Annotated in this window: 18 protein-coding genes; 10 read left to right on the top strand and 8 right to left on the bottom strand. The window is 72.4% G+C overall.

What is annotated here, in order from left to right; genetic code table 11:
* Positions 1–168: 168 nt before the first annotated feature.
* Both ABH931_RS30740 and hpnH read right to left on the bottom strand, forming a co-directional pair.
* Positions 169–966, bottom strand: a complete 798-nt coding sequence (locus ABH931_RS30740) for a hypothetical protein (RefSeq protein ID WP_370120439.1) — start codon at positions 964–966, stop codon at positions 169–171.
* Between the two features lie 142 nt (positions 967–1,108).
* Positions 1,109–2,113 carry an adenosyl-hopene transferase HpnH gene (gene hpnH, locus ABH931_RS30735; protein ID WP_370120436.1) on the bottom strand — a complete coding sequence of 335 codons (1,005 nt, stop codon included), beginning with the start codon at positions 2,111–2,113 and terminating at the stop codon, positions 1,109–1,111.
* Between the two features lie 79 nt (positions 2,114–2,192).
* On the opposite strand from hpnH, the gene ABH931_RS30730 reads away from it, so the two are divergent.
* The 3 genes from ABH931_RS30730 to ABH931_RS30720 all read left to right on the top strand — a co-directional run bounded on the left by ABH931_RS30730 (position 2,193) and on the right by ABH931_RS30720 (position 5,372).
* The gene (locus ABH931_RS30730; protein WP_370120434.1) at positions 2,193–2,855 is read left to right on the top strand and encodes a TetR/AcrR family transcriptional regulator; all 663 of its coding nucleotides are present in this window, start codon (positions 2,193–2,195) and stop codon (positions 2,853–2,855) included.
* Positions 2,856–2,952: 97 nt separating this feature from the next.
* Positions 2,953–4,452, top strand: coding sequence for a flavin-containing monooxygenase (locus tag ABH931_RS30725; RefSeq protein ID WP_370120431.1), 1,500 nt, complete (start codon positions 2,953–2,955; stop codon positions 4,450–4,452).
* A gap of 23 nt (positions 4,453–4,475) precedes the next feature.
* Positions 4,476–5,372, top strand: a complete 897-nt coding sequence (locus ABH931_RS30720; RefSeq protein ID WP_370120428.1) for an SDR family oxidoreductase — start codon at positions 4,476–4,478, stop codon at positions 5,370–5,372.
* A 33-nt stretch (positions 5,373–5,405) separates the two neighbouring features.
* Here the strand turns inward: ABH931_RS30720 and ABH931_RS30715 are convergent, their stop codons facing one another.
* Positions 5,406–5,834 carry a MarR family winged helix-turn-helix transcriptional regulator gene (locus ABH931_RS30715; RefSeq protein ID WP_370120425.1) on the bottom strand — a complete coding sequence of 143 codons (429 nt, stop codon included), beginning with the start codon at positions 5,832–5,834 and terminating at the stop codon, positions 5,406–5,408.
* Positions 5,835–5,916: 82 nt separating this feature from the next.
* Here ABH931_RS30715 and ABH931_RS30710 point away from each other — a divergent pair, with 82 nt between their 5' ends.
* The 3 genes from ABH931_RS30710 to ABH931_RS30700 are packed head-to-tail and all read left to right on the top strand — an operon-like array spanning position 5,917 to position 8,450.
* Positions 5,917–6,366 carry a hypothetical protein gene (locus ABH931_RS30710; RefSeq protein ID WP_370120423.1) on the top strand — a complete coding sequence of 150 codons (450 nt, stop codon included), beginning with the start codon at positions 5,917–5,919 and terminating at the stop codon, positions 6,364–6,366.
* Positions 6,363–7,949 carry a multicopper oxidase family protein gene (locus ABH931_RS30705; protein ID WP_370120420.1) on the top strand — a complete coding sequence of 529 codons (1,587 nt, stop codon included), beginning with the start codon at positions 6,363–6,365 and terminating at the stop codon, positions 7,947–7,949. The genes ABH931_RS30710 and ABH931_RS30705 overlap by 4 nt, the downstream gene beginning before the upstream one ends.
* A gap of 54 nt (positions 7,950–8,003) precedes the next feature.
* A complete protein-coding gene (locus ABH931_RS30700; RefSeq protein WP_370120417.1) occupies positions 8,004–8,450 on the top strand; it encodes a hypothetical protein in 447 nt (148 codons plus the stop codon).
* A gap of 43 nt (positions 8,451–8,493) precedes the next feature.
* Here ABH931_RS30700 and ABH931_RS30695 read toward each other — a convergent pair whose 3' ends face one another.
* Together ABH931_RS30695 and ABH931_RS30690 are read right to left on the bottom strand one after the other, a co-directional pair.
* On the bottom strand, positions 8,494–9,912 hold the full coding sequence (locus ABH931_RS30695) for an aspartate aminotransferase family protein (protein ID WP_370120414.1): 1,419 nt from the start codon (positions 9,910–9,912) through the stop codon (positions 8,494–8,496).
* A 200-nt stretch (positions 9,913–10,112) separates the two neighbouring features.
* Positions 10,113–10,502, bottom strand: coding sequence for a hypothetical protein (locus ABH931_RS30690; protein ID WP_370120411.1), 390 nt, complete (start codon positions 10,500–10,502; stop codon positions 10,113–10,115).
* Positions 10,503–10,651: 149 nt separating this feature from the next.
* On the opposite strand from ABH931_RS30690, the gene lnt reads away from it, so the two are divergent.
* From lnt to glmS, 3 genes are all read left to right on the top strand, one after another.
* Entirely contained in the window at positions 10,652–12,232 is a 1,581-nt protein-coding gene (lnt, locus tag ABH931_RS30685) for an apolipoprotein N-acyltransferase (protein WP_370120408.1), read from the top strand.
* An 85-nt stretch (positions 12,233–12,317) separates the two neighbouring features.
* Entirely contained in the window at positions 12,318–12,593 is a 276-nt protein-coding gene (locus tag ABH931_RS30680; protein WP_370120405.1) for a hypothetical protein, read from the top strand.
* A 36-nt stretch (positions 12,594–12,629) separates the two neighbouring features.
* A complete protein-coding gene (glmS, locus tag ABH931_RS30675; protein ID WP_370120402.1) occupies positions 12,630–14,456 on the top strand; it encodes a glutamine--fructose-6-phosphate transaminase (isomerizing) in 1,827 nt (608 codons plus the stop codon).
* 45 nt (positions 14,457–14,501) lie between these two features.
* Here the strand turns inward: glmS and ABH931_RS30670 are convergent, their stop codons facing one another.
* On the bottom strand, positions 14,502–15,935 hold the full coding sequence (locus ABH931_RS30670) for a GNAT family N-acetyltransferase (RefSeq protein WP_370120399.1): 1,434 nt from the start codon (positions 15,933–15,935) through the stop codon (positions 14,502–14,504).
* A gap of 443 nt (positions 15,936–16,378) precedes the next feature.
* On the opposite strand from ABH931_RS30670, the gene ABH931_RS30665 reads away from it, so the two are divergent.
* Positions 16,379–16,621, top strand: a complete 243-nt coding sequence (locus tag ABH931_RS30665) for a helix-turn-helix domain-containing protein (protein WP_370120397.1) — start codon at positions 16,379–16,381, stop codon at positions 16,619–16,621.
* A 150-nt stretch (positions 16,622–16,771) separates the two neighbouring features.
* Here ABH931_RS30665 and ABH931_RS30660 read toward each other — a convergent pair whose 3' ends face one another.
* Positions 16,772–16,927 (bottom strand): hypothetical protein, encoded by a 156-nt coding sequence (locus ABH931_RS30660; protein ID WP_370120394.1) that lies wholly within the window; start codon positions 16,925–16,927, stop codon positions 16,772–16,774.
* Positions 16,924–17,337: a hypothetical protein gene (locus ABH931_RS30655; protein WP_370120392.1), complete on the bottom strand. Its 414-nt coding sequence runs from the start codon at positions 17,335–17,337 to the stop codon at positions 16,924–16,926. Before ABH931_RS30655 ends, ABH931_RS30660 begins: the two co-directional genes overlap by 4 nt.
* Between the last annotated feature and the right edge of the window lie 22 nt (positions 17,338–17,359).

The following is a 17,359-nucleotide window of genomic DNA, read 5'->3' as shown; positions in this document are numbered from 1 at the left end:
GGGCGAGGGCCGCGCCGAGGAGGGTGAGGGGGAGTGGGAGGCGGACGCTCCCGCAGACCGATGGGACGAACTGCTGCACCCGGCCACGCCGACCACCGCCCCTGCCCCGAGGGCGAGCACACCACGCCTGCTGATGGACGTCACTCCACCAGTCTGCGCCTCTCGGCTCTACGCCGACGCTCGAGCCATCTCGTCCAGGGCGCGGAGCAGGCTCGGGAGGGAGGGGCCGCGGCCGAGGGGGAGGACCTCGTGGGGCTTCTCGTCCAGCAGGAGGAGGGCGATGTCCTCCGTGTTGGCGGCGAGGGACCAGCCGGGGCCGTCGGCGCGGACGATGCGGGCGCCGTCAGGGGCGGGGGCGGAGCGGACGCGGCCGGCGGGCGGGGGGTCGCTGGTGTAGCCGATGGCCTCGTCCAGGACGCGGCGGATGTGGGTCGGGGGTTCGGCCCCCGTCGCGTCGAAGGCGGCGTGCAGGCCGACCTGCTCGCGCCAGGCGAGCCACTGCTTGGCGACGTCATCGGCCGCCATGCGGCGCTGCGCCGGACCCCAGCCCTTGGGATCGGGGGCGGTGAGGAGGGTCGTGCCCGGAGCCGTGCGGGGGTCGTGCGGGTCGGGGACGCCCGGTGTGGCGACGGTCAGGGCGAGTGGCCAGCCCGCGACCGTGTCGACGACCGTGCGGTCGGGAGCGGAGAGCTCGTACGGCATGCCGCAGTCCCACGCGGCGATCGCGCAGCCGATCAGCGCGGCGTCGTCGGAGACGACCGTCCAGCGCGCGCCGGTGGAGTCCTGGCCGAAGAGGAGGCCGTAGCCGTCCGACCAGGGTTCCAGCCCGAGGGCCCCGCAGGCCTCCGGATAGTCGTCACCGAGGACGCTCGGAAACTGCCCAGGTGTCAGCAGCAGGGCGGTGAGCACGTGGAACGTGTCCAGCTCGTCCTTGGCGTTCCCGCCTGCGTTGCCGTTCGCGGTCATGCTGCCCGCCCCCACATCCGTGGCTCGCTCGTTGGGGGGCATGCTAGTGAGGCGTCGGCGCGCCACGCCAGGGACGAAACGGACGGGCCGCCGTGACCGGGAAGGTCACAGCGGCCCGACAGCTACCGAGCGGTAACGGCGTTCAGCCCGCCGTCACCGCGCGCAGGCTCTCGCGCAGCGAGGACATCGTCGCGAGCACCGCCGTCGGCTCGTAGCCGCAGTGCGCCATGCAGTTGTCGCAGCGGGCGTCCTTGCCGCGGCCGTAGTTCTCCCAGTCGGTGGTGTCCAGGAGCTCCTGGTAGGTCGCCACGTAGCCGTCCGCCATCAGGTAGCACGGCTTCTGCCAGCCCTTGAGGGAGTAGGACGGAATCGCCCACGGGGTGCACTCGAAGTCCTTCTTGCCCTCGAGGAAGTCGAGGTAGAGGGCCGAGTGGTTGAGGCGCCACTTCTTGCGGCGGCCGTCGCCGAAGGCCTTCTTGAACAGCTGCCGGGTCTGCTCGACGCCGAGGAAGCGGTCCTGGTCCGGGGCCTTCTCGTAGGCGTACCCGGGCGAGATCTGCATCCGGTCGACCTTGAGCTCGTCGTTCAGGTAGTCCAGCACCTCGATGATGTCCTGAGGGCTGTCGTTGTTGAAGAACGTCGAGTTCGTGTAGACCTGGAAGCCCGCCGCCTTGGCCTGCTTGATCGCTGCAACGGCCTCGTCGAAGACGCCGTCCTTGCTGACCGACTCGTCGTGCCGCTCGCGCAGGCCGTCGATGTGGACCATCCAGGCGAAGTTCCGGTGCGGCTTGAACTTGTGGATGTGCTTGGGCAGCAGCACCGCGTTCGTGCAGAGCACGACGAACTTGCCGCGCTTGAGCAGCTGCCGCGTGATCTCGTCGATCTGCGGGTGCATGAGGGGCTCGCCGCCCGCCAGGGACACCATCGGCGCCCCGGACTCCTCGACCGCCGCGACCGCCTGCTCCACCGGCATGCGCTGCTTGAGCACGCTGGCCGGGTGCTGGATCTTGCCGCAGCCCGCGCAGGCGAGGTTGCAGGCGAAGAGGGGTTCGACCTCGACGATGAGTGGGAACTTCTCGCGGCGGAGAACCTTCTGCTTGAGGAGGTATGTGCCCATCTTGACGGTCAGATTGAGTGGGAGTCCCATGATCTCTCTCTCCGTTCCCCCGGGCGACGGGTCCGTGGCCCTCTTCTAACATACAGTCTGTATGGAACAGGATGCAGGTATGACAGCACCCCGATCGACGCGATCGACGCGTTCGTTGCGGAGTCGGCGCGCGGAGCACACCGCCGACACGCGGCGTGCGCTGGTGCGCGCGGCGCGCACCCTCTTCGCCGAGCGCGGGTACACCGCGACCGGGACGGAGGACATCGTCGCGGCGGCGCAGGTCACCCGAGGGGCGCTGTACCACCACTTCAAGGACAAGGCCGACCTGTTCCGTTCCGTCATGGGCGAGTGCGCCCAGGAGATGGCCGAGCGGCTGGTCGAGCAGGAGACCGCGCGTGCCGAGAGCGAGTCGGGTGACGCCTGGACCCTGCTGCGGCACGGCTTCCAGTCGTTTCTCGACGCCTGCAATGATCCGGACTTCCAGCGGATCGTGCTGGTCGAGGGGCCGGCGGTGCTCGGCCACAGCGCCTGGGACGCGCTGGTGGAGCAGCACGGCTACGTGCTGCTGGCCGAGGAGCTGACCAGGGCCATCGACGAGGGCGGCATCTCGCCGATGCCGGTGGCCCCGCTGACCCGGATGCTCGCCGCGCTCATCTCCGAGGCGAGTCTCTACATCGCCCGTGCCGAGGACCACGAGACGGCGCGCAAGGAGGCCGGTGAGGTGCTGGAGTGCCTGCTGACCGGGCTGACGCGTCCGGGCCCCACGCGTACTGGCGCGTAACTTCCACCGTCCGAAGCCTTCCCGGGGCGGGGCGCTTCCCTTACTCTCTCGATTGCGCCACTGATTACTGGCATAGTCCGGAGGGAAGGGGAACGGCATGGGGAGCAGCGCGGCGGTCCAGCACGTCAAGGTCGCGATCATCGGCTCGGGCTTCGGCGGCCTCGGTGCCGCGGTCCGGTTGCGCCAGGAGGGTGAGACCGACTTCGTCGTCCTGGAGCGCGGCGACAGCGTCGGCGGTACCTGGCGCGACAACAGCTACCCGGGCTGCGCCTGCGACGTGCCGTCCCACCTGTACTCGTTCTCCTTCGCGCCCAACCCCGACTGGCCGCGCACCTTCTCCGGCCAGCCGGAGATCCGGGCCTACCTGGAGCGCGTCGCCGACCGCTTCGAACTGCGCGGCCACCTGCGCTTCCGGCACATGGTCACCGGCGCGCGCTGGGACGAGGAGACCGCCCGCTGGGAGATCGAGACCGAGCAGGGCCGCTACAGCGCCCAGGTGCTGGTGGCCGCGACCGGCCCGCTGTCCGACCCGTCGATCCCGGACGCCCCCGGCATCGCCGACTTCCCCGGCGAGATCTTCCACTCCGCGCAGTGGAAGCACGACCACGACCTGGCCGGCAAGCGCGTCGCCGTGATCGGCACCGGCGCCTCCGCGATCCAGATCGTGCCGTCCATCCAGCCCGAGGTCGGCAGGCTGACGCTGTTCCAGCGCACCCCGCCGTGGGTGATGAACCGCATGGACCGCGACATCACCGCCGCCGAGCGCTTTCTGTACCGGCACGTCCCCGCCACCCAGAAGGCGCTGCGTGGCGCCCTGTGGCTGGTCCGCGAGTACCAGGTCGGCGCGTTCGTGAAGCGCCCCGCCCTGCTGCGCGCCGCGGAGGCGCTCGCACTGGCCAACCTCAAGCGGGGCGTCAAGGACCCGGCGCTGCGGGCCAAGCTGACACCCGACTACCGGTTCGGCTGCAAGCGCGTGCTGCTGTCCAACGCCTACTATCCGGCGCTCGCCCAGCCGAACGTCGACGTGGTCGCGGCGGGGCTGAAGGAGATCAAGGGCAGCACGCTCGTCGCCTCCGACGGCACCGAGCACGAGGCCGACGTGATCGTCTTCTCCACCGGCTTCCACGTCACCGACCTGCCGGTCGCCGACCACATCGTCGGCGCGGGCGGTCGCACGCTGGCCGAGGAGTGGGAGGACGGCATGGCCGGACTGCGCGGCACGACCGTGCGCGGCTTCCCGAACCTGCTGCTGATCATCGGACCGAACACCGGCCTCGGGAACAGCTCCATGGTCCTGATGATCGAGTCGCAGCTCAACTACCTGGCGGACTACCTGCGCAAGCTCGACGCGAGCGGCGCGGTGGCCCTGGACGTGACCGCCTCCGCGCAACTGCGCTGGAACGACGAGGTGCAGCGGCGGATGGCCAGGACCGTCTGGAGCACCGGCGGCTGCCGCAGCTGGTACCTGGACGCCAAGGGCAACAACACCACCCTGTGGCCCGGCACCACTGCGCACTTCCGCCGCGAGACGCGCAGCGTGGACCTGCACGAGTACGACCTGATCCAGGCGCCCGTCGCCCAGCCCGTCAACGCCTGAACGTCCGAGGGAGATAGATCGACATGTCGAGCAAGCAGAGCATGGCCGGGCAGGTCGCTGTCATCACCGGCGCGGCGCGCGGCGTCGGCGCGCAGTTGGCGCGGGTGCTGGCCGCGCGGGGCGCGAAGGTCGCCCTGGTCGGGCTGGAGCGGGAGCAGTTGAAGGAGGTTGCCCAGGAGTGCGGCCCCGAGGCCGGCTGGTGGGAGGCCAACGTCACCGACCGGGACGCGCTGCGCGCGGTCGCGGCGGAGATCGTCGAGCGCTACGGGCGGATCGACGTGGTGGTCGCCAACGCGGGCATCGCGACGGGCGCGCCGTTCGTCGACTCCGACCCGGAGGTGTGGACCCGCGTCATCGAGGTCAACCTGGTCGGCAGCGCGAACACGGCGTGGGCCTTCCTGCCGTCGCTCGCGGTCTCCCGCGGGTACTTCCTGCAGATCGCCTCGCTCGCGGCGATCACCCCCGCGCCGCTGATGAGCGCGTACTGCGCGAGCAAGAGCGGGGTGGAGGCCTTCGCCCACTCGATCCGTCCGGAGCTGGCCCTGAAGGGCGTCAAGGTCGGCGTCGGCTACCTGAGCTGGACGGACACCGACATGGTCCGCGGCGCGGACGAGGACCCGGTCATGCGCGACATGCGGGCGGCCCTGCCGTGGCCGCTGAGCCGCACGTACCCGCTGGGCCCGGCGGTGGACCGGATCGCCGACGGCATCGCGCGTCGTTCGGCCCACGTCTACGCCCAGGCGTGGCTGCGGGGGATGCAGCCGCAGCGGTACCTCGTCCCGATGATCATGGGGGCGGTCGGCCCCATGCGACTGCGCTCCATGGGCGCGCGCCTCGCGGAGTTCGCGGAGAACCCGCGTGGGCTGGTCGGCCGCGGGGGCGCGGCGGACGCCGCGGATCGCTCCTCGCACGTGAGGTAGTCCCGCTCACCTCAGGGGCGCGCGCCCCTGGGGTCACCCGCGTACGAACTTGGCGGCCAGGTCGTGGAAGAGCTCCCGCTCCTCCGGCGTGAAGCACGACGTCGCGCGCGCGTCCGTGCGCTCCGCGGCCGCCTCGACCTGGGCGAGCAGCTCCTGGCCCGCGGGCGTCAGGACGACGGCATGGGCCCGGCGGTCGGTCGGGTGCGCCTCGCGGCGCACGAGGCCGCGTGCCTCGAGGGCGTCGAGCGTGCGGACCATCGCCGACTTGTCCACGCCCATGCTGTCCACGAGCTGACGTTGTGTCTGCATTTCGAGCAGGCCGATGTGCAGGAGGACGCCGGCGTGGTGGTTCTCCAGACCGAGCGGCCGCAGTTCCTCGGTGAAGAGCTGGGCGGCCCTCAGGTGGGCGTGTCGCAGGACCAGGCCCAGGGAGGCGCGCCGTGGGGCGGGATTCTCGTTCATTGGCTCCAGTATAGGGGTGCGCGAGACAATCTCATATGAGACTATCTCTCCAGATACGAAAATCGTCTCTGGGGGATTCGCCATGCCGCTCCACCCTGCCCGTCCGCGCTGGCCGTTGGTCACGCTGAGAGTCACCGCCGCGCTCGTCGCGCTCCTCGCCGCGACGCAGCCGTTTCTGGCCGGCGGGTTCCTGCAGGGGTTCTACCCCCTGCTCGACGCCCACATGATGGCCGCGATGATCCTTTCCACGGCCGTGCTGCTCTCCGTCGGCGCCGCGCTGCTGCTCTGGCGCCTCGGCGGCGGGCCCAGCCTCTTCGCCGTGCGGTACCTGGTCCTGCTGGTGTGCTGCGTCGCGCAGATCAGCCTCGGCTTCAGCCGGGTGCTGATCCTGCACATCCCGCTCGGGGTCGGCATCTTCGTGATGGCCGAGAAGTTCGTCGCCGACGTCTTCCGGTTCAAGCCCGAAGCCGCCGCGCCCGAAGCCGCCGAGCCCGCCGCAGCCGAGCCCGTCGCCGTCGAGGTGCAGGCATGAGCGGTGCGAACGCCTGGAGCCGGCGCAAGTTCCTCGGGGTGGGCGCCGCGGGCGTCGCCGGGGCCGGAGCGGTCGCGGTCGGACTGCCCGCGCTCGGCGCGCTGATCCCGGGCGGTCAGCCGGGCCTGCTGCTCGCCAGCCAGGTGCCGCTGCCCGCGCGCTACGCGGTGCCTCTGCCGCTGCCCACCGTGCTCGCGCCGGTGCGGACCGACGGCACCACCGACTACTACGAGATCACCGCGCGTCCGGGCCTCGCCCGGATCGTGCCGGGGCACGACACCGAGGTCTGGGGCTACCAGGGGATGTATCCCGGCCCCACCATCGAGTCGCGCTCGGGCCGCCGCACCGTGGTCACCCACCGAAACGAGCTGCCGCACCCGACCGTCGTCCACCTGCACGGCGGCCACGTCCCGCACGACAGCGACGGCTACCCGATGGACCTGATCACCCCACTCGGCGGGGGAACGGGCGGCCCGGGCGCCGGCGGCATGGCGGGCATGGCCGGGATGGGCCCGTCGGTGAACGTCAGGCCCGAGCGCGTCTACGACTACCCGATGAACCAGCGGGCCGCGACGCTCTGGTACCACGACCACACCATGGGATTCACCGGCCCGCAGGTCTACCGGGGGCTGGCCGGGTTCCACCTGGTCCGGGACGACGAGGAGGCCTCGCTCGGCCTGCCCCAGGGCGCCCGCGAGCTGCCGCTGATGATCGCGGACCGGGCCTTCGCCGCCGACGGCTCCTTCGCCTACCCGGCCCTGGACCCGGGCGAGGGCAGGCCCGGCGTCACCACGCCCTACATGAACGGCGTCCTGGGCGACGTGATCCTGGTCAACGGCGCGCCGTGGCCCTTCGCGCCCGTGGACCGTGCCCGCTACCGGCTCCGCATCCTCAACGCCTCCAACGCCCGCCGCTACCGGCTGGAGCTCGACCCGCAGCCGCCGGGCGGCGGCGGCCTGCTGCAGGTCGGCTCGGACGGCGGGCTGCTGGAGCGCGCGGTCGCGCACGACGGGATCGAACTGGCCCCGGCCGAGCGGTTCGACGTCGTCGTCGACTTCTCCCGCTACCCGGCCGGCAGCAGCGTCCGGCTGGTCAACCGGCTCGGTGGCGGCGGCACGGCCGAGGTGATGCGCTTCGACGTCGGCAGCGCCTTCGTCAGCGACGACTCGCGTGTGCCCGGCGGCAGGCTCGCCACCGTCGAGAAGCTGGACCCGGCCAAGGCCGTCGCCACCCGGACCTTCGTCTTCCAGAAGTCCCAGCAGAACTGGACGATCAACGGGCAGGACTACCAGCCGGGCCGCTCGCTGGCCTCGCCCAAGCTCGGGCAGATCGAGATCTGGCGGTTCGTCACCGACTTCCACCACCCCGTGCACCTGCACCTGGACCCGTTCCAGGTGGTCGGCCGCAACGCGGCGGACCCCGGGGAGTTCGACGCGGGGTGGAAGGACACCGTCGACGTGCTGCCCGCGCAGGGCGTGGAGGTCGCGGTCCGCTTCTCCGACTACGCGGGCCGGTTCCTGCTGCACTGCCACAACCTCGAGCACGAGGACATGGCGATGATGGCGGAGTTCACCACGGAGTGACACCTGAGTACCCGTACTCAGGCGCGTGAGCTGAGCCGTCGTCATCATTCGGACATGACGGGACGCAGAACGTGGCCGGTCGCAGTCGCCGGCCTGGCGCTGGTCGTCACCTCACCGGTGCTGACCTGGGAAGCGGTGGGGGACCTGAGTCTGCAGGGCTACACGCAGCTGGACTACGCGGTGCGGCCGCCGCGGCTGGGGCCCGGCACCACGCTCGCCCTGGGGCTGAGCGCGACGCTGGTGGGCCTGACCGCGCTGGCCGTGCTGGTCCTCGCGTTCGTGGAGCGGTGGGTGCGGCCGGGTTGGCTGCTGGTGGTCGGCCCGCTGGTGCTGGTGGGGGTGCTCGCCGGGCTGGTGGGACGGGTGATGACGGCGGGTGTGATCGGCGCCAACATCGGCGCCGGCCTGGCGGCCATGGCCTTCGTCCCGGTCGCGCTGATGCTGGTGGGGTTGGCCGGGGGCGCTTGCGTGTTCATGCTGCGCGGACGCCACCCGGTCTGACCGCCTCCTCGCCTCGCGTCTCTGACCGACTCCTCGCCTCGTGTCAGCGCAGGCCCGTCGCCGCCGCGCGGACCTCGTCGAGCAGGACGCGCAGGTCGTCCTCGGTCGTCGCGGCGTTGATCAGGCAGGCGCGCACGGCCTCGCGGCCGCCCAGCACCGTGCCGGTGACGAACGCGCGGCCACGTTCCTGGACGGCGACGCCGAGCGTGGCGTTGACGCGGTGGCGGGTCTCCTCGTCCGCGTCGGCCGGAGCCCAGCGGAAGGCGACGATGGAGGTCTCGACGGGGGTGAGCAGCTCGAGGTCCGGCGCGGCCGTCACCATCCGGCCGAGCTCGCGGGCGAGCGTGCAGCAGCGGGAGACGTCGCGGACCACGCCTGCGCGGCCCGCCGCCGCGAGCGTCGCCCAGACCTTGAGCGAACGGAACGGGCGGGTCTGCTCGATCCCGTACTCCGAGAACCAGCCCAGGCCGCCCGCCGCCTCGTCGCGCAGGTAGGGCGGCACCAGGCTGAAGGTGCCGCGCAGCTGCTCGGCGTCGCGGACCAGCAGGCAGCCGCAGTCCACCGGCACGCCCAGCCACTTGTGCGGGTCCAGCGCCAGGGAGTCCGCCCGCTCCAGGCCCGCGTAGCGCGGCGCGGCGACCGGGTCCAGCCGTCCGAGGGCGCCGTAGGCGCCGTCCACGTGGAGCCAGAGCTTCTCCTCGGCGCACAGGTCCGCGAGCGCGCCGAGGTCGTCCACGACGCCCGCGTTGACCGTGCCCGCGGAGCCGACGACCAGGAACGGCGTGAGCCCGGCGACGCGGTCCGCGCGGATCCGCTCGCGCAGCGCGAGCGGGTCGAGGTGGCCGGCGGCGTCGGAGGGCACCGTCACCAGATGCCGGCTGCCGAGCCCGAGCAGCTCGGCGGCCTTGCGCACGCACGAGTGCGTCTCGGCGCTGACGTAGCCGACCAGCGGCGGCAGCGCCACGAGGCCGTCCTCGCGCACGTTGACCCCGAGGTTCGCCGCGGCCCGGTTCCGCGCGGCGGCGAGTGCCACGATCGTCGCCATCGAGGCGCCGGAGGTCAGCAGCCCGCCCCCGGCCGGGTGCGGAAAGCCGACCAGCTCGGCGAGCCAGCGGACCACGGCCCGCTCCAGGTGCACGTCGGCGTGGTCGCCGCCGGCCGAGCTGGGGTTCACCGCGGCCGCGGCGAACTCCCCGAGGATGCCCGCGGGCGCGGGCGCGGCGTTGACCCAGCCGTAGAAACGCGGGTGGCCGTTGCCCATCGGGTAGGGCAGCACCTCCGTCTCGATGGCGCGTACGAGCGTGCCGAGGTCGGTGCCCTCCTCGGGCAGTGGCCGCTCCAGCAGCGCGTTCCGTACGTCCGCCGGCATCGGCGTCCACACGTCCCTGGCGGGCATCCCGTCGAGATAGTCGGCGATCATGTCGGCCACGTCGTGCGCGGCGGCCCGGAAGTCGCTGGTCATGGCGGACACTCTAGGACGGTGGGAAGTTGCAATCACCTCCAGGGGCGCGAGGCCCTACCGATGTGCGGCTCCGCCGCGCGGGCGCGAGCAACCACCCGGTGCGGATGGCCCTGCGCTTTGGGGACCGTCTGCTCGTCGGTGGCTTGTCGCGCAGTCCCTCGCGCCCCTGGGGAGTTGCAACTACTTGCGGGAGCGGAGCGTCAGCTTCGGGGCTCGCTGAGGGAGACGGAGTCGCCCGGGGGAGTCGGCCTGGGCCGGCGGGGTTCGCGGTCGCCGGACGGCTCCGGGCCGGCGTCCGGGCCCCTGCGGGGGCCGCGGCCGCGCAGGCGGTCGGAGACGAAGCGCATCGGCGCGCTGAGCGCGATCGCCAAGGGGTGGCGGGTCACCTCGAACCCCAGCGGGCGGTGCCGGTCCAGGCGGCCCCAGGTGCGCTCCAGGGGATACCCGATCAGCAGCCACAGCGGCGAGGTGGCGACGAGCACCGCGCCGATCGCGGTGCGCCGCCCACGGCTGGGCCTCGGGCCTCGGCGGACGCCGGCGCGGTACTGCGGCGAACGGCTCCTGCGGGGTTGCGGACTGTCTGATGCCATGTCACCCTCCCGTCCGGTCCAGGGTGCATCGCCCCGGCCGCCCCTGGCAAACAACGTGCTCATCGCGTGATCGCAAGGGAGACTGGAGTGGTCCGACCGGTCGGTTGTGGGAGAGGGGCACTGTGACCGTCGTCGCTGGGAGGCAGCCGATGGGCGAGCAGGGTGACGCGGGAGCGTCGCCCGCCCGGGGCGGGCGGCTGCGACGCCTCGCCCGGCGGGCGGCAGGGCCGCTGCTCGCCGCGTTCTGCGGCGCGCTGCCGGTGCTGATCTTTCCCGCGCCGGGGCTGTGGTGGTTCGCCTACGTGTGCCTGGTGCCGCTGCTGCTGGTGCTGCGCGCCGCACCCACGCCGCGCCGGGCCGCCTGGCTCGGTTGGTGGGGCGGGATCGGCTTCCTGATCGGCGTCATGAGCTGGCTGATTCCCTCGCTCGGCCCGGCCATCGTGGTCCTGGCGGCGTTCCTCGGGGCGCTGTGGGCGCCGTGGGGGTGGCTGGTGCGACGCCTCCTGCACGGCACGCCCGACGTGGGCCGCGCGCTCGCGGCCCTGGTGCTGCTGCCCGCGGGCTGGCTGGTGACCGAGACGGTTCGCTCCTGGCAGTACCTCGGCGGCCCGTGGGGGCTGCTCGGCGCCAGCCAGTACCAGCAGCACTTCGCGCTGCGGCTCGCCTCCGTCGGCGGGGTCTGGCTCGACAGCCTGCTCATCGTCGCGGTCAACACCGCGCTCGTCGTGCTGCTGGCCGCCTGGGGCCGCTCCGCCGTCGCCTGGCTGACGCTGCTCGGCCTCGCCGCCGGGGCGGCGGCTGCCACCGCCTGGGCGCCGGTGCCGCACGCCACCGGCCGGACGGCCGCGATCGGCGTCGTGCAGCCGGGCATGGGCGTCGCCGACGACGCCGTCTCCGACCGCACCGTCAAGGGTGCGCAGCTGACCGCGACACTCACCTCCCAGCACCCCGACCTCGTCCTGTGGGGCGAGAGCAGCGTCTCCTTCGACCTCGACGCCCGCCCCGACCTGGCCGCCAGCCTGGCCCGCCTCTCCGCCGCGACCGGCGCGGACCTGCTGGTCAACGTGGACGCGGTGCGGCCGGGCAAGGGCGGCATCTACAAGAGCTCGGTCCTGGTCGGCCCGCAGGGCCTGACCGGGCAGCGCTACGACAAGATCCGCCTGGTGCCGTTCGGCGAGTACATACCGCTGCGGCCGGTGCTCGGCTGGGTCAGCGACTTCTCCAAGGCCGCCGCCGTCGACCGGCGGCGCGGCGACAGCCCGGTGGTGATGACCGTGCCGACCCACGACGGCGGCACCCTGCGCGTCGGGCCGCTGATCTGCTTCGAGTCGGCCTTCCCCGACATGAGCCGGGCCCTTGCGCGGGACGGCGCCCAGGTGATCCTGGTCCAGTCGGCCACGCCCACCTTCCAGGGCACCTGGGCGCCCGAGCAGCACGCCTCGCTCGCCGCGCTGCGTGCCGCCGAGTCCGGCCGCCCGGTCGTGCAGTCGACGCTGACGGGCGTCAGCGTCGCCTACGACGCGAGTGGCCGGCAGGTGGGGCAGCGCCTCGACAAGAGCGCCTCGGCGGCCACCGTCTACACCGTGCCGCTGGTCGCCGGCAGCACGCTCTACGACCGGTTCGGCAACTGGGTGCCGGCCGGCTGCGCGCTGGTGCTGCTGCTCAGCGGCGGCGTCTGGTTCGTCGGCGTCCGACGCGGCCGGGGGCGGAAGCCGACCCCGAACGGCTGATCCGGACACCGTCAGCGCGCGATCCTGCCCGAAATCGGGCAGGATTCTTGGTGAACCGTCCGAGTCGTGCGTAAGGTCGTGCCTCGTGTCCCAGGCCAGCCACCCTCACGACGACCTGTTGCAGCACCTGCTCCGCACCACCGCGCTCCGGCCGGGCGAGGCCGCCCGCGTCGTCGCGGACGTGCTCGCCTACTTCGGCGAGAGCACCGAGGAGTACGTGCGCCGCCGCCACGGCGAGCTCCAGGCGCGCGGGCTGACCAACGACCAGATCTTCACCCGCCTCGGCCAGGAGCTGCGGCAGCGGCGCGTGGCAGCCCCAGAGCTGTCCGCGCGTCAGCTGCGCCGCCTGGTCTACGGGTGACCACCGAAGGAAGCGAACAGCGAGGAGTCGGTACCTATGTGCGGAATCGTGGCCTACATCGGCGGTAAGGACGCGGCCCCCATCCTGCTGGAGGGCCTCGCCCGCCTGGAGTACCGCGGCTACGACTCGGCGGGCGTCGCCGTCACGGGCAAGACCGGCGGGCTCAAGCTCGTGAAGAAGAAGGGTCGCGTCGCCGACCTGGCCGCCGCCGTGCCCGCCCGCTTCAAGGGGGCCACGGGCATCGGCCACACGCGCTGGGCCACCCACGGCGAGCCGAGCGACGCCAACTCCCACCCGCACCTGGACACCGCGCAGCGCTTCGCGGTCGTGCACAACGGCATCATCGAGAACGCCGAGGAGCTGCGGGCCAAGCTGGAGAGCGAGGGCGTGGTCTTCGCCTCCGAGACCGACACCGAGGTGCTCGCCCACCTGATCGCCGTCCACGCCAAGGACACCGACGAGCTGGAGGACGCCGTCCGCGCCGCGCTCTCCCGTGTGGTGGGCACCTACGGCATCGCCGTGCTGGACGCCGAGCGCCCCGACCGCATCGTCGTGGCCCGCAACGGCAGCCCGATCGTGCTGGGCATCGGCGAGAAGGAGATGTTCGCCGCCTCCGACGTCTCGGCGCTCGTCCGCTACACCCGCCAGGTCGTCCACCTCGACGACGGCGAGCTGGCGACGGTCCGCGCGGACGGCTTCAGCACCTTCACGCAGGACGCCCGGATGACCGCCAAGCAGCCCTCGACCGTGGACTGGGAGGAGGCCTCCTACGACACCGCCGGGCACGCGCACTTCCTGATCAAGGAGATCAGCGAGCAGCCGGCCGCCGTCGAGCGGACCCTCTCCGGCCGCGTCGACGAGCGCTTCGCCACCGCCCACCTGGGCGGCCTCAACCTCGACGCCCGCGAGGCGCGCGCCTTCCGCCGCGTCAAGATCCTCGGCTGCGGCTCCGCCTACTACAGCGGAGAGCTCGGCGCCCAGCTGATCGAGGAGCTGGCCCGGATCCCCGCGCACGCCGAGCCGGCCTCGGAGTTCCGCTACCGCAACCCCGTCATCGAGGCCGACACGCTCTACATCGCGGTCAGCCAGTCCGGCGAGACCTACGACACCCTCGCGGCGGTCCAGGAGATCAAGCGCAAGGGCGGGCGGGTCCTCGGTGTGGTCAACACCGTCGGCAGCGCCATCGCGCGCGAGTGCGACGGCGGCGTCTACCTGCACGCGGGCCCGGAGATCTCGGTCGCCTCGACCAAGGCGTTCACCTCGACGGCCGTCGCCTTCGCGCTGATCGCGCTGCACTTCGGCCGCGTCCACGACCTCTCCCCGGCGGACGGCCGGCGCATCTGCGCGGGCCTGAAGGCGCTGCCGGGCCAGATCCGGGAGATCCTGGCGCAGGAGGAGTCGATCGCCCGCCTCGCCGAGCAGTACGCGGGCAACGCCGGGATGATGTTCGTCGGCCGCGTCCGGGGCTATCCGGTGGCGCGCGAGGGCGCGCAGAAGCTCAAGGAGATCTCCTACGTCCACGCCGAGGCCTACCCGGCCAGCGAGCTCAAGCACGGCCCGCTGGCCCTGATCGGCCCCGAGCTCCCGACCGTGGCCCTGGTCCCGGACGACGAGCTGTTCGAGAAGAACCTCACCACGATGGGCGAGATCCGCGCCCGCCACGGGCGGGTCCTGATGGTCGGGCACAGCGCCCCGGACGCGAAGTACGCGGAGGACTACATCCTCGTGCCGAAGAACGAGCCGGAGCTCGACCCGATCCTCCTCGGCATCCCGCTCCAGCTCCTCGCCTACCACGCGGCGGTGGCGCTGGAGCGGGACGTGGACAAGCCCCGCAACCTGGCCAAGTCCGTCACGGTCGAGTAGCGGACGAGGCGGTGGCCGTTCCCCGCGGCGCGGGCCGCGGGGAACTCATGTGCCGTGCGTGACCGTCAGGTCGGCAGCGGTGTGGCTGAGGGAGAGGTGCGCGGTGATCAGCAGCGTGCCCTCCTCGACCTGGTAGTCCAGCGGGACGCCCAGGCGCCGCAGGGTGGCGATCATGCCGGTGTTCGCCGCGGTCGTCACCGCGTAGACGGTGTCCACCCCGGCTGACCGGGCCAGCTCGGTCAGGCGCTGGACCAGGGCGCCGCCGATGCCGTGGCGCTGCCAGGCGTCCTCGACCAGGACGGCGATCTCGGCGGCGTCCTCGTCCCACAGCAGATGGGCCAGCGCGACGATCGCGCCGTCCTCGCCCTCGACGGCGAGGGTCTGGCCGTGGCGGGGGTCGAGGAGGTGGCCGAGGTAGCGGTCGGCGTCCCCGACGGGGCCGTGGTAGCGCTGCCGCAGCGTCCGCGAGCTGCAGCGCTCGTGCATGGCCGCGGCGGCGACCCGGTCCGCCGGCTCCGCGCGGCGCACGGTGATCTCGCGCATGGTGTGCGCGGTGCGCTCACCGCTCAGCCGCAGCGTGCCTCGGTCCTCCGGGACGCGCGGGCCGAGCTGCGCGTCCAGCTCCACCAGCGCCCGTGCGCGGGCGAACTCGGTGGGAGTGAACGGGGGCTGAACGCGCGTCACCTCGATGGCGCCCCCGGCCGGGTCGCGCAGACGCATCACCGCGCCGTTCAGCTCGTCCTCCTCGATCCGCTCGCCGGGCAGCGAGCGGATCCGGCAGCGGCCGAACAACTGCCGCAGGGCCAGCGGCAGTTCCGCCGCGTCGTGGGCGGTGCGGGTGGCCATGGTGAGCACCCGGGTCGGGATGTCGACCAGGTCGTGCGCGTCGGCGCGCTCCAGCCAGACCTCGGTGCCGCCCGCCGCGACCAGCGCGCGGCTCAGCTCCTGCGGCGACAGGGCCGGCGCCGCCCGGACGACGAACTCGTCGACGGTCTCCTCGGCGAGGGGGTGCGCCTGCATGGAGACGATGTTGACGGGGATGTCGGCGAGCGCCCTGCACAGCGCGGCGAGGCTGCCGGGGGCGTCGGTCACCGTCACCCGCAGCCGCCACAGGGCCACCTCCTCCGGCGGTGTGGCGGCTGTCGGCGCGGCCAGGCGTTCGGCCGCGCCCGCCTCGGCGGTGGCCGCGGCGGAGGCGGCGGACGAGGAGGCGGCGGCGGACGAGTCCGAGGCCGAGGTGATCGTGCCTGGCGGGGCGTGGGTATGCCGATGGGTCCACCAGCTGTGCCACACCGCCGTGGCGACCAGTGCCAGCGCGGAGGCGAGCAGCAGCACCGGTCCGTCGTGACCGTGGACCACGACGTTCGCCACGAGGTCGGCGACCGCCACGGCGGCGAAGACGGCGGAGAGTTCGACGGTGTCGCGGCGCCAGCGGTGCCGGGAGGACGGGTGGGGCCGGGAGGAATGAGAGCGCTTCATGCCGTCATGTTGCCGAAGCAGTGTTTCGTGATCATCAACCCGTGATGAACATGGGTAGAAGGTTCACGAATGTCCGGAATTGCAGGTCAGGGCTCCGGATGGCACTGCCGGGGCATGATCGGCGGTCTCTCGAGTCCGCTACTAGTCCGTACGATCATGAAATCCAGCAGTCAGCGGACCCCATCCCAAGGTCAGGCCCTACTACACGCCGAGTAGAAGAAGAGAGGGTCCCGGCGCACCTCCGCGCCGGGACCCTCCCCATGTCTCCGCCCGCGCGGCCCGCGGGCGGATCCTCCCCATGCGATGGCACCCTCCAGCGCCACCGGACGGAAGTCCTTGTACCCCGTTCACGTGATCGTTTTCAGGGCGCCCATGATCGAATGTAGGCCGATTTACCACATGTGGTAAAGACGTGAAGGCAAGATCATTCCAGCGTTAGGAGCGTGCCCGACGACGCGCTCCCCCACTGGCTCCAGCAACACCGCTGGGCCGTAGGCGCGCTGATTCGCCAGCACCGACAAGCCGCCGGCCTGAGCCAGGTTCAACTCGCCGAGCGCGCCGGCATCGACCACAAGACCGTCAGCCGCGCTGAGAACGGCGTCTACGCGGTGAGCATCGACCAGGTCGCCCGCATCGCCCGCGCCCTTGGTGTCAGCTCTTCCGAGCTGCTCCCAGGCCGCGAATGAGCCGGTACAGGGCCGTACCCTCCCGGTGGCAGTCGCAGGAGCATGCCTGCTCCCGGCTCAGCTCCATCTCCCCGGCGCTCTGCGTGAACTGGCCTGGGCAGCGCCGGTGAAGCGTCGGCAGGTCGTCACCCAAGCACATCCCCGACCGGCTCACCGCAGGAGGTCCGGCGAGACGTAGGGGCGGATCTCATCGGCGCGACGGAAGTCCTCGGGGAACAGGCCGCCCCGTTCAGCGACGCGGAGCAGCTCCTGGAACTCTGCATCGGCGTGCTCCCGTGGCGGCGGGCTGACGATGTCGCCGCTCACGAGGCCACCGCCAGCAGCTCCAGCGCCGCGCGAAGCGCCGCAGCATCCACCAGCTCGCCCGGACGATCCGGATCCGGCGGGCACAACCAGTGCACCCCAGGCGGCTCGATCGTCGTCGCCCCCGGCACCCCGATGTACGTCGTCTCCCCGCGCGCCTCGCAGCCGCGCACCGACGGCCACGTCGCCGCAGTCCCCAGCGGCACCAGGAAGTACAGGCGCGGATTGTTCGGCGCCACATCCCAGATCACCGGCCCCGGACAATGCCCCGACTCCCGGTCGAGGACCTCCAGAGCGTCCAGGCCGGCGCGCTGAGGCACCACCACCACGTCCCACCAGCGGCCGGCGGGCAGCGCGCTGACAGTTCGGTCTGGGGGCATCCACGCCGGCCGGTTCGGCTGCTCGCTACGCATTGCCGTCGCCTTCCCTTCGTGA

Origin of the sequence: Streptacidiphilus sp. MAP12-33, from assembly GCF_041261265.1 — a bacterium.
Lineage (GTDB): Bacteria > Actinomycetota > Actinomycetes > Streptomycetales > Streptomycetaceae > Streptacidiphilus.
Note: the sequence above shows the minus strand (reverse complement) of the source record. Positions and strands in the feature narration are given on the sequence as shown.